Source organism: Sanguibacteroides sp. AM78-02pH3A (assembly GCF_027666085.1).
GTDB classification, from domain to species: domain Bacteria; phylum Bacteroidota; class Bacteroidia; order Bacteroidales; family Marinifilaceae; genus Gabonibacter; species Gabonibacter massiliensis.
The window spans coordinates 174,994-188,341 of the sequence record NZ_JAQEHX010000003.1 but is presented as its reverse complement, the minus strand read 5'-3'; the positions used below and the strand labels follow the sequence as shown (position 1 = coordinate 188,341).

The window sequence follows — 13,348 nt, the reverse complement described above, 5'->3', positions numbered from 1 at the left end:
GTAAAAGAGTATGCATTTAACGCCAAAAGAAATTGATAAGCTAATGCTATTATCACTTGGAGCTATTGCCGAACGGCGTAAAGAAAAAGGGCTTAAATTGAATTATCCGGAAGCTGTTGCCTACATCAGTTCAGCAGCTTTGGAGGGGGCAAGAGAAGGCAAAACATTAGAGGAAGTAATGACCGACTCCACTAAAGTTTTAACGAAAGACGATGTAATGGAGGGAGTTGCCGATATGATCTCTCTGATACAGGTAGAGGCGGTTTTTACCGACGGTAGCCGTCTGGTTAGTATTCATCAACCTATCAAGTAGAAAATCATGGAGGATAAAAAACAAAAGGGTGCTCCCGCACCTAAAGAGATTACACCGGGATTTACACCTAAACAGTATGTTCCCGTCGGAGGAGAAATCTTATCTACTGACCCCATCGTGTATAATGAAGGCAGATATACGGCAAAATTAATTGTTCGTAATACTGGAGACCGTCCTATTCAAGTGGGCTCTCATTTTCATTTTTTCGAGGTGAACCGTTATCTGGAATTCGACCGGGCCGCTGCATTCGGATGCCATTTGAATATTCCTGCCACGACTGCCATTCGTTTCGAACCGGGAGACGAAAAAGAGGTAGAAGTCGTTGCTTACTCCGGTAAACAATACGTGATAGGCTTTAACGGACTCGTGCAAGGATATACCGGAAGTGAAGATGCTCCTACTTATTACCCGAGGAGAATGCAGGCGACAGAAAATGTCAGAAGGTTAGGCTTCAAAGTTATAGATGAAACGACCGCCGAAGCAAATCTAAAAAAACAACCCAAAAAATAACGTAATATGGCACAGATAACGAGACAACAATATAATGATCTTTACGGCCCGACCGTAGGGGATAAAATCCGTTTAGGCGATACAGATCTCTACGTGGAAATCGAAAAAGACCTCTGCGTATACGGGGACGAAGTGATCTACGGGGGAGGAAAAACCTTGCGCGACGGCATGGGACTGGCAAATACCTTAACTTCCGAAGGAGGAACCCTTGATCTTGTCATCACCAATGTAACGATTATCGATCCGAAATTAGGAGTCATCAAAGCCGACGTCGGCATCAAAGACGGAAAAATCGCCGGAATCGGCAAAGCCGGGAATCCGAATATCATGCAAGGGGTAACCCCGGAATTGGTTACAGGAGCCGCCACGGACGCCATTTCGGGAGAGCACCTTATTTTGACAGCCGCTGCTATTGACGGGCACGTACACATGATCGCTCCGCAGCAAGCTTACCATTGTTTGAGCAATGGAGTTACGACCCTCGTCGGCGGTGGTGTCGGTCCGACAGACGGAACGAACGGGACAACCATAACTTCCGGTACCTGGAATATGAAAAGGATGCTACAGGCCATTGACGGGCTCCCCGTAAACTACGGGTTCCTCGGGAAAGGCAACTGTTCGGTACGTCGTCCATTAGTCGAACAGATGTTAGCTGGAGCATGCGGTTTCAAGATTCACGAAGATTGGGGAAGTACACCCGCCGCCATTCGGGAGACCATGGGAGTAGCTGACGAGTTCGACGTACAAGTCGCGATTCATACCGATACCTTAAACGAAAGCGGCTTCGTTGAAGACACGATCGCTGCTATCGACGGTAGAACTATCCATACCTATCACACGGAAGGAGCCGGAGGAGGACATGCTCCGGACTTGCTGAAAGTAGCTTCCTTAGCCAACGTGTTACCCTCTTCAACAAACCCGACACTACCGTTCGGTATCAACTCACAGGCCGAATTGTTCGATATGATCATGGTATGTCATAATCTGAACCCCAAGATTCCGTCTGACGTATCTTTTGCGGAAAGCCGTGTTCGTCCGGAAACACAAGCAGCCGAAAACGTGCTGCACGATTTGGGCGTAATCTCCATGATCTCTTCCGATTCGCAAGCAATGGGACGTGTAGGAGAAAATTTCATGAGAGCCTTCCAGATGGCAAGCTACATGAAACAGGTAAGAGGTAAACTCAGCGAAGATTCCGCAGAGAATGACAACTTCCGGGTATTACGTTATTTAGCCAAGCTGACCATCAATCCGGCTATCACATACGGATTCTCAGATATTTTAGGATCTATCGAGAAAGGAAAAATGGCCGACCTCGTACTGTGGGAGCCTCAATTCTTCGGTACCAAACCCAAATTAGTTCTCAAGGGAGGTATGATTAACTGGGCAATTATGGGAGATCCGAATGCCTCGTTACCGACTCCTCAACCGGTGTATTACCGACCGATGTACGGAAGTTTCGGTTCAGCTATGCCCAATAGCTGCATCTCATTCGTTTCACGAGCTTCCCACGATGCGGGTATCAAGGAAAAATACGGACTCCAAAGAATCGTATACCCCGTGCACGGTTGCCGGCAAATCGGCAAACCCCATATGGTACTCAACGGGAACATGCCTAAAATCGATATCAATCCGGAAACGTTCGAGGTACTTGTGGACGGTAAAAGTGCTTACATCCCAACCGCCAAGAAATTCCCGCTGGCACAATTATATTGGTTTAGTTAACATTTAAATTCATCGATAGGTTGCCTTTAAGTCTTCCGTCCGAAAACTCGTAAGGCAACCTTCTTTACTAATTATATTCGTATGCAAATATTCTCTGAAGTTATCGGAAACATGATATCCGACCCTACTTGGGCGGAAAAACTCAAAAATAGCGCAATAACCTACCTCGATTTGGACCAATGGACAGCTCAAAAAAGTCGTTTTATCGCTAAAAGCGACCATGCCGAATATGCAGTCGCCCTGAAACGTCACTCCCAAATTGAAAACGGGGATGTTCTGGAGTACAACCCGGAAAGCAATAGCGCTGTCGTAATTCGAATCGACCTCAAACCTGTCCTTGTCATAGAATTGAAAAAAATAGCACAGAAAAAACCGGAAGAAATCATACGTAAATGTATCGAAATAGGACACGCCATCGGTAACCAACACTGGCCGGCCATTGTCAAAAAAGATAAATTATACGTACCGTTAACGGTAGACAAAAAAGTAATGACCAGTGTTATGGATACCCATCATTTCGAAGACATCACCTATGAATTCCAACCGGGTAAAGAGGTGATTCCATTCCTCGCACCTCACGAAATTCGCCAACTTTTCGGAGGAAGTACACAAGAAATACCACATCATCATCACGAACACGGACAAACAGGTCATTCGCATGAAGTTTTACATTGAAAATTCAATACTATGATTGACGAAATTACCAGGTTGATGCGACTTCTCGAATTTTCGGACTCCGCATTTCCCGTCGGTACCTTCTCTTTTTCCAACGGACTGGAAACAGCTGCCTTTGAAAATATCGTATCAGATGCTTACAGTCTCGAACAATATACGCGCACGGCTGTCCAACAAACCATATATAGCGATGCCATCGCTGCACTCATCGCCTTTCGGGCAACCGCCGAAAACGACTACGCACTCGTAAAAGAGGCGGATCAACAGATCATGTGGTGCAAAATGAATGAAGAAGCTCGCTTAATGCTTACCCGAATGGGGAAAAAAATGGCGGAAATAAGTATTCAGATCGCCGAAACTCCTCTCATGAATCAATGGTTAAAAGACATATTTGATCAAAAGGTTCCCGGCACCTATCCGATTGCACAAGCCATCTTTTTCCAGCAAAACGGATTGCATGAAAAGGATCTCTTCGTCTCTATCGAGTACGGCATCATAAATATGATACTGAATGCGGCTTTACGATGTGTAAAAGTATCCCATTACGAAACACAATCCATTCTATACCGGCTTTGTTCCATGGCCGCTTCGGATTATGAGAATATAAAAGAGATGACTTTCGACGATATGAGAACATTTGCTCCGGAAATGGACATCATGGCTTCATTACATGAAAAAGGAAAAATGAGAATGTTTATGAATTAACGAATAAAAATAAACCCATATGAGTAACACATGCAGAATCGGTGTCGGTGGTCCCGTAGGATCTGGGAAAACGGCACTTATAGAGGCACTAACCCCCCATTTATTAAAATTAGGCTTACAAGTTTTAATCATTACCAACGACATCGTTACAACAGAAGATGCTAAACATGTCCGCAAAATGCTTAAAGGATATTTAGCGGAAGACCGTATAATCGGCGTTGAGACAGGAGCTTGCCCTCATACCGCCGTACGCGAGGACCCCTCCATGAATATTGCAGCCGTGGAGGAGATGGAAGCGAAATTTCCGGATAGCGATATCGTTTTGATCGAATCGGGAGGCGACAACCTGACTTTAACCTTTAGTCCGGCATTGGTAGACTTTTTCATTTACGTCATCGATGTGGCTGCCGGAGATAAAATTCCGCGAAAAGACGGGCCGGGAATAACCTATTCCGACATTTTAGTCATCAACAAAACCGATCTCGCCCCTTATGTCCACGCCGACTTGGAAGTAATGAGACGGGACTCCGAAATCATGCGCCCCGGAAAACCATTTGTTTTTACCAATTGCATGACGGGAGAAGGAATCAAAGAGTTAATCGGATTAATACGGAATATGGCTCTGTTCGACCGCGTTTCACAAAAAGAGGTGGAGGATATGAAAATATGAAAGAGTTTTCACAAAACCGGGAGCTACGCCCTTATCTGGCAGAACCCCGGGCAATGCATGTCGGAGCTCCGGGAAAATGCGGGCTTTTGGATCTCGTTTTTGAGCTGGACAAAAACGGAAAATCCATCATGCGTCATTGGGACAGACGCGCTCCTCTGATCGTACAGCAAGAACTCTATTTCGACGAAGGAATGCCGGAAATGCCTTGTGTATACATTCTTTCTTCAGGCGGCCCTAATATCGACGGAGACCGCTATGTAAACAAATTCAAGGTATGTAAAAACGCATACGCCCACCTATCTACCGGAGCGGCAACAAAAATTGCCGAAATGGTTTATAATTTTTCCGGTTTAAAACAATCTTTTGTGCTGGAAGAAAACGCATACCTGGAATACATCCCGGAACCGACTATTCCATGCAGAAATAGCCGCTACATTACAGATACGGATATTGTAATTGATGCTACCGCCACTCTATTTTATTCGGAGATATACACGGGCGGACGCAAGTATTACGGTGAGGGCGAATCATTTGAATACGATCTATTATCCGTCTGTACCCGGGCTCATCGACCGGACGGCACTCCTCTTTTTCGAGAAAAATTAGTTGCGACCCCGAAAGAAAACCCCCTTTGTCGTATCGGCATAATGCACGACTACGACGTATTTGCCAACGTTCTGGTATTAACTCCGGAAAAAGATGCCGAACAAATCTATAAAAACACCGGGGCTTTTTTGGATAAACATCGAAAACTTGCCGCAGGTATAACTCATTTGCCGGAGAAGTGCGGATTAATTTTAAAAGTATTAGGTAAAGAAACACAACCCGTAAAACGTTTCATCCGGGAATTTTGTTCCGTCGTCCGTATGCAGATAAAAAATAAACCCGTACCGGTCGAATTTGTATGGAGATAACTAAACTTCGAATATATTATGGAAACAGAAATTACTATGCCAAGAATTTTTTCTTTTGGTTTCATTAAAGTGGTACTAAAAGGAGCCGGACAAGTCATGTTCCAAGGCAACGCCTGGACGGGGCTGTTTTTTCTGGCCGGAATATTTTACGGATCTTATGCAACAGGGAATCCGGCCGTAGCCTGGGGGGCTATCGTAGGGACCGTCGTATCCACCCTCACCGGATATCTGTTGAAGTATCCCGCTGAAAAAGGATCGATCGGCCTGTGGGGATTTAACGGAATACTGGTAGGATGTGCTCTGCCTACATTTCTGGGAAACGTTCCTTTGATGTGGTTAGCCTTAATCATCTTTTCGTCCATGACCACCTGGGTCATGGTAGGCCTGAACCATCTATTGGTCCCATACAAGGTCAGTTCTTTCACGTTTCCCTTTGTCTTGATTACCTGGTTCGTTTTATTAGCGGCCCGAATCATGCACGGATTACCGGATTCTGGTTTAAGTGCACCCGAATTACCGGGTAATTTCTCTTCGACATTCGACACCGGCTTTTCCCATCTCGTAATTTATTGGTTGACAGGGATCAGTCAGGTATTTTTGATCAATTCATGGGTAACTGGTATACTCTTCTTAATCGGATTGGCGATCAGTAACAAATGGGCAGCTATCTGGGCGGCCATCGCCTCGGCTCTATCATTAGCGACAGCCATCCTATATCAATGCAACGGCGCCGATATCGCAAACGGATTATTCGGTTTCAGCCCCGTATTGACAGGTATCGCCTTAGGCATCACGTTTTATCAGGTCAATTGGCGAACTGTCATATGGAGTCTCGTCGGCATTTTCGCCACCGTGTTTATTCAAGCCGGTATGGATACCCTATTTACCCCTTTCGGATTACCCACGCTTACAGGTCCGTTCTGCGTGGCCACCTGGTTATTCCTCTGGCCTCATCTCAACCTGGATAAGAAAATACTACAAGCAGGATAACCTATTACACAATTTTCATACACTCTCTGTTGTCTCGATTGTTTCGGGGACGACAGAGAGGATGTTAACCCGATTGAAACTTAATGATAAACGATATGACAGGAAACAGGACACCAGATAAAATGGTAAATATGGATACGATGCCCCTGCGATGGGGACATATTCGTATACTTGTAATAGCATCGGCCGGACAATTTTTCGGAGGAGTATTAGCCGTTCTCATCGGAGTAATCGCTCCGCTCATAGCAATTACCCATCATCCGGAACTCTCCTCTTGGCTACAAGGTCTTGTTTTCTCATCAGGCTTAACAGGTATCACCGTAGGATCTCTATTTTTCGGTCATTTCAGCGACCGGTACGGCTACCTCTTTTTTTTCCGACTATGCCCGTTACTCATTTTATTTGCCTCTTTATGGATTTTTTTCTCTCAATCCATACTTGTTCTGACGATATGTTTACTGATCATCGGATTCGGAATCGGAGGAGGTTACGCTCTCGATCCTTCTTATGTATCGGAAACAATGCCCAAGAAATGGAAAAGACAAATGTTAGGAATATCCAAGGCTACCTCGGCTCTCGGTAACATAATAATGATTATCGTCGCTTACTTCGTACTGAAAAACACCGCCAATCCCGAAATTTGGAACAAACTTTTTCTATTCATCTCTATTTTTGCAGCAATTACTTTTCTTTCCCGCATTCATTTTGCCGAAAGCCCCGAATGGTTAGCTATTCACGGTAAAATTCAGGAAGCAGAAAAAAGTGTCCGTTTCTTTTTGGGGAACGATGTCTACATCGGAGAATTAGCGAACAAATCTAAAATAAGGCATCAGCCTCAAAGCTCATGGAAGGAACTTTTCGTCCGGGGAAATATCAAAAAAATTATTTTAAGCGGAATTCCCTGGGGATGCGAGGGAATGGGCGTATACGGAATCGGAATATTCACTCCGATCCTGTTGCTTTCCCTGGGATTCATTCCCCCGGAAACACTTCCCTTCGACCGGGTAACAGATGCACTGAAAATCACGCTATATATTAACTTTGCCGTTATTTCCGGCTTTATACTGGGTATCAGCTTTATCAACAAGATTAACCCGATCAGAGACCAGTCCTTAGGATTTTTTGTAAGTGCCATCGGATTATTCATTGTTCTCTTAGGCTATATATACCATTCATCCGCCTGGGTTATCCTTGTCGGGTTTATGCTTTTCGAAATAGCCTTAAATGCCGGGCCACACATGATGACCTTCATACTACCCAGCCGAATTTACGATCTTCAGACGAGAGCCAGCGGCGAAGGGGTAGCCTCTGCCCTGGGCAAACTCGGAGCCATCATTGCCACCTTTATTATACCCCTTCTCCTGAACTTAGGAGGAGGAAAATTAGTGTTGATGGTTGCCATCGGAACCCTGATATTGGGAGGAGTAATTACCGCAATTGTCGGTCCGATGGTTTTCAAACAACTTCCGAAATAAATATGGAAATATGTCTAACAATTAAAATTAGGAAAACTATGTTCAAAGCGATGATTATTGCAGGAATAGGAGGCTTTATCGGTACCTGCCTGCGTTTCTTAGTAGGGAAATTATGTCATTTTGTTACAACTTCACCTTTTCCGTGGGGTACGTTTGCAGTAAACATTATCGGCAGTTTCGTAATCGGTATTTTCTTCGGGTTAGCAGAAAAAAACCACCTGATTTCAACCAACATGAATGTCTTCTTAATCACAGGTTTCTGTGGGGGATTTACCACGTTCTCCTCCTTTGCCGACGATATGTTTTTACTGATCCAGAATAGACATTGGCTCTATTTCTCCCTTTATCTCGGCTTAAGTATTATTTTAGGTATTATTCTGGTTTGGCTGGGACGCAGTCTTATCAAGGCAGCATAACAAAAAAATTATTCAGAAAGTCGCGTACTTTCTGAATAACCCGTTGCACCCGTCACCGGATGTTATTTACAATCTTCCGGCCACCAAAACCGTTTAATTGTAAATTGGATCAAATTCAATTCCGATCTTGTCATCTCAAAATCATCAATCAAAAATCCGAAATCCCCAATCACAGAATCACAAAATCCTTTAATCAATAATTAAGCTTGTCCTTTCGGTTCCACATCCATGGGAAACATCGGCCCCATGGGCTCTCCTTCCGGAATATTTATACGGCCATACCCCTGCTCGAATTTCCGGATATTATCCTGAAGCGCCAACATCAAGCGTTTCGCGTGTTCAGGAGTAAGAATAATCCTACTTTTCACATCCGCTTTCGGCACTCCCGGCATAATCCGGATAAAATCCACGATAAACTCCGAACTCGAATGGGAAATAATCGCCAAATTAGCATAAGTTCCCTGAGCCACTTCATGACTTAATTCTATATCCAACTGATTTTTTTTCTCTTCCATAACTTTTCGTTTGCGTTTAAGTTCGAAAACAAAGATAATGATTAACAGAAATTACAATCTCAGAACTACTAAAAACTTATCGCAATCATCGCCTTGCCGAATCGAACAAAAAAAGACCACCGGAAAACCGATGGTCCTTTTTCTTTTATTTATTCTCTATTTTTTCGAAGTCCGCTTTCGAACCGACGATCAAACTTCTGAACTCCTTCATTCCGGTTCCTACCGGTATCAAGTGACCGCAAATCACGTTCTCTTTCAATCCCTCCAAAGGATCTACTTTTCCGTGAATAGCCGCCTCGTTCAATACCTTGGTCGTCTCCTGGAAAGAAGCAGCCGAAATGAAGCTGGCAGTCTGTAGAGCAGCTCTCGTGATTCCTTGAAGCACCTGTGCAGATGTTGCAGGTACGGCATCACGGGCCTCCACGACTTTCATATCACGACGTTTCAATTGGGAATTAATATCCCGAAGCATACGCACGGTAATAATCTGTCCCGCTTTCACCCGGTCAGAATCACCCGGATCCAGAACGACTTTCTTACCGTACATGGCGTCGTTCTCTTCCATAAATTCGGATTTATCCACGATTTGGCTCTCCAAGAATTTGGTATCACCGGCATCCTGAATCAATACCTTACGCATCATCTGATGAACAATGATCTCAAAATGCTTATCATTGATCTTCACTCCCTGCATCCGGTATACATCCTGCACCTCATTTACGATATATTCCTGTACCTTTATCGGTCCCTCGATATTCAATATATCGGTCGGAGTAATCGCTCCGTCGGATAACGGGGTTCCCGCGCGCACATAATCGTTTTCCTGAACCAATATCTGCTTAGACAAAGAAACCAAATATTTCTTCACCTCTCCGGCCTTAGAAGTAACGATGATCTCTCGATTACCGCGTTTGATCTTACCATAGGTCACCTCTCCGTCAATTTCCGACACAACCGCCGGATTCGACGGATTACGGGCTTCGAATAGCTCGGTAACACGCGGAAGACCTCCCGTGATATCACCGGCCTTACCGACAGCTCTCGGAATTTTGGCAATCGTGCTACCGGCTGTTACCTGTGCCCCCTCTTTCACCACGATGTGAGCACCTACCGGTAAGTTATAACTCTTCACGACATTATCTCCCGCCTCTTTAATACATAAAGCAGGAGCTTTCGTTTTATCCCGGAATTCAATGATGATCATCTCCCGGAATCCGGTAGTCTCATCCGACTCCTCCTTATAAGTCTCTCCTTCGATCAGATTTTCCAATCCTATCGTTCCGGAATATTCGGTGATAATCAATGCATTGAACGGGTCCCACTCACAAAGTAAATCACCCTTGTTCACTTCCTGACCGTCCTTTACGAACAGCTTCGCTCCGTAAGGAATTGCATGAGAAACCAATATAATATTGGTATTCTTATCGACAATGCGTAATTCTGTCAAACGTCCTACCACAACATCGCACACGGTACCGTTGTCCAAAGTATGTTCCACGGAACGTAACTCTTCAAACTCCACATAACCTTCGTATTTTGCCTTCAGAGAGTTCTCGCTGGAAATATTTCCGGCAGTACCTCCCACGTGGAACGTTCTCAAGGTCAACTGCGTACCAGGCTCTCCAATGGATTGTGCCGCGATAACTCCGACAGCTTCACCTTTCTCCACCATCCGGCTCGTGGCCAAATTACGTCCGTAACATTTGGCACAAACTCCTTTTTTCGCCTCACAAGTCAACACGGAACGAACCTCTACGCGTTCGATCGGTGATTTTTCGATAATATCGGCAATGACTTCCGTAATTTCCTCCCCGGAAGCAACGATCAACTCACCCGTATTCGGATGATAAATATCATGTACGGAAACACGTCCAAGGATTCGCTCGGACAAAGAAGCAACCACCTCTTCGTTATTCTTAATCGCCGAAATGGTAATACCGCGCAACGTACCGCAATCCTCTTCCGTAATCGTAATATCATTGGCCACATCGACCAAACGACGAGTCAAGTAACCGGCATCTGCCGTTTTCAACGCCGTATCGGCCAAACCTTTACGAGCACCGTGAGTTGAAATAAAGTACTCCAACACGGACAATCCCTCTTTAAAGTTAGCTAAAATCGGGTTTTCAATAATCTGTCCGCCGGTTGCGCCTGATTTCTGGGGTTTAGCCATCAATCCACGCATACCTCCCAACTGACGGATCTGTTCGCGAGAACCGCGGGCTCCCGAATCCAACATCATATAGATGGAATTGAATCCCTGATCATCGGAAGCCAACTGCTTCATCAAAGTAGCCGTCAAATTAGCATTCACGTGCGTCCAAATATCGATAATCTGATTGTAACGTTCGTTATTGGTAATGAATCCCATGTTATAGTTCGACATTACCTCGTCTACCTGATTGTAACCTTCTTCCAACAGAGATTGTTTCTCTTCCGGAATGATAACGTCTCCCAAATTAAAGGACAAACCACCCTCAAACGCTTTCCGATATCCCAAATCCTTAATATCGTCCAAGAACTTGGCCGTTACATCCACGCCGCAACGCTTGAACACGTCCCCGATGATGTCACGTAAAGCTTTTTTCGTAATCAACGTATTGATATACGGGTAGTTCTTCGGAGTATATTGATTCAATAATACCCGACCGACGGTCGTATCTATCGTGTGACGGATAGGGTTCCCTTCTTGATCCACGTCGTCGATCTTCACTTTGATCTCTGCATGTAAATCAACCGCCCTTTCGTTAAAGGCAATAATAACCTCCTCCGGAGAATAAAATTTCAATCCTTCTCCCCGGGCGCCTTTTCTGGGTTTAGTGATATAATACAACCCCAATACCATATCCTGAGAAGGAACCGTAATAGGGGCTCCGTTAGCAGGATTCAATATATTGTGGGAACACAACATCAGAATCTGAGCTTCCAAAATAGCTTCATTACCCAAAGGCAAATGAACTGCCATCTGGTCACCGTCGAAGTCGGCATTAAATCCGGTACAAGCCAAGGGATGCAAACGGATAGCTTTTCCTTCGATCAATTTCGGCTGGAATGCCTGAATACCTAAACGGTGCAGGGTCGGAGCACGGTTTAACAAAACCGGATGACCTTTCAACACGTTTTCCAGGATATCCCACACGATCGGATCACGGCGATCCACGATCTTTTTGGCACTCTTCACCGTCTTCACGATACCCCGTTCAATCAATTTCCGGATGATAAACGGCATATAAAGTTCTGCCGCCATATCCTTGGGAAGACCGCATTCGTGCATCTTCAAATCGGGTCCCACGACAATAACCGAACGAGCCGAATAATCGACACGCTTTCCTAACAAATTCTGACGGAAACGTCCTTGCTTACCCTTCAAACTGTCGGAAAGAGACTTCAACGGCCGGTTGTTTTCGATTTTCACCGCATTGGATTTACGGGAATTGTCGAACAACGAGTCAACAGCTTCCTGCAACATACGTTTTTCATTCCGCAAAATCACATCCGGAGCCTTAATCTCAATCAAACGTTTCAAACGATTGTTACGGATAATTACCCTCCGGTACAGATCGTTCAAATCGGACGTGGCAAAACGACCACCATCCAACGGAACCAACGGACGCAATTCGGGAGGGATCACGGAAACCACCTTCACGATCATCCATTCCGGTTTATTGATATCTTTACTTTCCCGGAAAGCCTCAACCACCTGAAGACGTTTTAAAGCTTCATTTTTCCGCTGTTGAGACGTCTCGGTATTGGCTTTATTTCTCAATTCGTAAGACAAATCATCCAAATCCAAACGTTCCAACAACATGGAGATAGCTTCAGCACCCATCTTGGCGATGAACTTATTGGGATCATCGTCATCCAAATACTGATTCTCGTTCGGAAGCTTATCTAAAATATCAAGGTACTCCTCCTCCGTAAGGAAATCCAGTGTTTTAATTCCGGACTCGGCCATAACTCCCGGGTTTACCACGACATATCTCTCGTAATAAATGACCGCATCCAATTTTTTGGAAGGCAATCCCAACAAATAACCGATTTTATTCGGTAGGGATTTGAAATACCAAATGTGTGCCACGGGAACAACCAATTGAATATGTCCCATCCGCTCACGACGAACCTTTTTCTCCGTCACCTCAACACCGCATCGGTCACACACAATCCCTTTATAGCGAATACGTTTGTATTTACCGCAATGACATTCGTAATCTTTCACCGGCCCGAAGATTCGTTCACAGAACAAACCATCCCGTTCAGGTTTATAGGTACGATAGTTTATGGTCTCCGGTTTTAACACCACACCACTGGAACGCTCCAGAATCTCTTCCGGAGAAGCCAAACCAATAGCAATCTTTGTAAAACTAGTTTTTGTTTTATTCTCTTTTCTGAATGCCATATTTATGAATTTTAGATTTCAGATTTTAGACCCCGGCAATGCAA

General features: G+C 44.7%; 12 protein-coding genes. 10 read left to right on the top strand and 2 right to left on the bottom strand.

Going from position 1 to position 13,348, the window contains the following annotated elements:
* The first annotated feature begins 10 nt into the window (after positions 1 to 10).
* The 10 genes from PGR74_RS05815 to crcB all read left to right on the top strand — a co-directional run bounded on the left by PGR74_RS05815 (position 11) and on the right by crcB (position 8,393).
* On the top strand, positions 11 to 313 hold the full coding sequence (locus PGR74_RS05815; RefSeq protein WP_041504206.1) for an urease subunit gamma: 303 nt from the start codon (positions 11 to 13) through the stop codon (positions 311 to 313).
* A gap of 6 nt (positions 314 to 319) precedes the next feature.
* A complete protein-coding gene (locus PGR74_RS05810; RefSeq protein ID WP_041504205.1) occupies positions 320 to 823 on the top strand; it encodes an urease subunit beta in 504 nt (167 codons plus the stop codon).
* Positions 824 to 829: 6 nt separating this feature from the next.
* A complete protein-coding gene (locus PGR74_RS05805) occupies positions 830 to 2,548 on the top strand; it encodes an urease subunit alpha (protein ID WP_041504204.1) in 1,719 nt (572 codons plus the stop codon).
* A gap of 81 nt (positions 2,549 to 2,629) precedes the next feature.
* Positions 2,630 to 3,223, top strand: a complete 594-nt coding sequence (gene ureE, locus PGR74_RS05800; protein WP_041504203.1) for a hypothetical protein — start codon at positions 2,630 to 2,632, stop codon at positions 3,221 to 3,223.
* 12 nt (positions 3,224 to 3,235) lie between these two features.
* Positions 3,236 to 3,928: an urease accessory protein UreF gene (locus PGR74_RS05795; protein WP_041504202.1), complete on the top strand. Its 693-nt coding sequence runs from the start codon at positions 3,236 to 3,238 to the stop codon at positions 3,926 to 3,928.
* A 19-nt stretch (positions 3,929 to 3,947) separates the two neighbouring features.
* Positions 3,948 to 4,598: an urease accessory protein UreG gene (gene ureG / locus PGR74_RS05790; protein ID WP_041504201.1), complete on the top strand. Its 651-nt coding sequence runs from the start codon at positions 3,948 to 3,950 to the stop codon at positions 4,596 to 4,598.
* On the top strand, positions 4,595 to 5,512 hold the full coding sequence (locus tag PGR74_RS05785) for an urease accessory protein UreD (RefSeq protein ID WP_041504200.1): 918 nt from the start codon (positions 4,595 to 4,597) through the stop codon (positions 5,510 to 5,512). Before ureG ends, PGR74_RS05785 begins: the two co-directional genes overlap by 4 nt.
* An 18-nt stretch (positions 5,513 to 5,530) precedes the next feature.
* On the top strand, positions 5,531 to 6,502 hold the full coding sequence (gene yut / locus PGR74_RS05780; protein WP_041504199.1) for an urea transporter: 972 nt from the start codon (positions 5,531 to 5,533) through the stop codon (positions 6,500 to 6,502).
* A 95-nt stretch (positions 6,503 to 6,597) separates the two neighbouring features.
* Positions 6,598 to 7,977: an MFS transporter gene (locus PGR74_RS05775; RefSeq protein WP_235375101.1), complete on the top strand. Its 1,380-nt coding sequence runs from the start codon at positions 6,598 to 6,600 to the stop codon at positions 7,975 to 7,977.
* 38 nt (positions 7,978 to 8,015) lie between these two features.
* Entirely contained in the window at positions 8,016 to 8,393 is a 378-nt protein-coding gene (gene crcB, locus PGR74_RS05770) for a fluoride efflux transporter CrcB (RefSeq protein WP_041504438.1), read from the top strand.
* Between the two features lie 200 nt (positions 8,394 to 8,593).
* Here the strand turns inward: crcB and PGR74_RS05765 are convergent, their stop codons facing one another.
* Positions 8,594 to 8,908 carry a DUF3467 domain-containing protein gene (locus tag PGR74_RS05765; protein ID WP_041504197.1) on the bottom strand — a complete coding sequence of 105 codons (315 nt, stop codon included), beginning with the start codon at positions 8,906 to 8,908 and terminating at the stop codon, positions 8,594 to 8,596.
* 145 nt (positions 8,909 to 9,053) lie between these two features.
* Complete coding sequence (gene rpoC / locus PGR74_RS05760) at positions 9,054 to 13,304, bottom strand: DNA-directed RNA polymerase subunit beta' (RefSeq protein WP_041504196.1); 4,251 nt, start codon at positions 13,302 to 13,304, stop codon at positions 9,054 to 9,056.
* Between the last annotated feature and the right edge of the window lie 44 nt (positions 13,305 to 13,348).

What these genes read in the sequence shown, in the direction of transcription:
- PGR74_RS05815 (WP_041504206.1), top strand. Translation starts at nt 11, where the DNA reads ATGCATTTAACGCCAAAAGAAATTGATAAGCTAATGCTATTATCACTT.
- PGR74_RS05810 (WP_041504205.1), top strand. Translation starts at nt 320, where the DNA reads ATGGAGGATAAAAAACAAAAGGGTGCTCCCGCACCTAAAGAGATTACA.
- PGR74_RS05805 (WP_041504204.1), top strand. Translation starts at nt 830, where the DNA reads ATGGCACAGATAACGAGACAACAATATAATGATCTTTACGGCCCGACC.
- ureE (WP_041504203.1), top strand. Translation starts at nt 2,630, where the DNA reads ATGCAAATATTCTCTGAAGTTATCGGAAACATGATATCCGACCCTACT.
- PGR74_RS05795 (WP_041504202.1), top strand. Translation starts at nt 3,236, where the DNA reads ATGATTGACGAAATTACCAGGTTGATGCGACTTCTCGAATTTTCGGAC.
- ureG (WP_041504201.1), top strand. Translation starts at nt 3,948, where the DNA reads ATGAGTAACACATGCAGAATCGGTGTCGGTGGTCCCGTAGGATCTGGG.
- PGR74_RS05785 (WP_041504200.1), top strand. Translation starts at nt 4,595, where the DNA reads ATGAAAGAGTTTTCACAAAACCGGGAGCTACGCCCTTATCTGGCAGAA.
- yut (WP_041504199.1), top strand. Translation starts at nt 5,531, where the DNA reads ATGGAAACAGAAATTACTATGCCAAGAATTTTTTCTTTTGGTTTCATT.
- PGR74_RS05775 (WP_235375101.1), top strand. Translation starts at nt 6,598, where the DNA reads ATGACAGGAAACAGGACACCAGATAAAATGGTAAATATGGATACGATG.
- crcB (WP_041504438.1), top strand. Translation starts at nt 8,016, where the DNA reads ATGTTCAAAGCGATGATTATTGCAGGAATAGGAGGCTTTATCGGTACC.
- PGR74_RS05765 (WP_041504197.1), bottom strand. Translation starts at nt 8,908, where the DNA reads ATGGAAGAGAAAAAAAATCAGTTGGATATAGAATTAAGTCATGAAGTG.
- rpoC (WP_041504196.1), bottom strand. Translation starts at nt 13,304, where the DNA reads ATGGCATTCAGAAAAGAGAATAAAACAAAAACTAGTTTTACAAAGATT.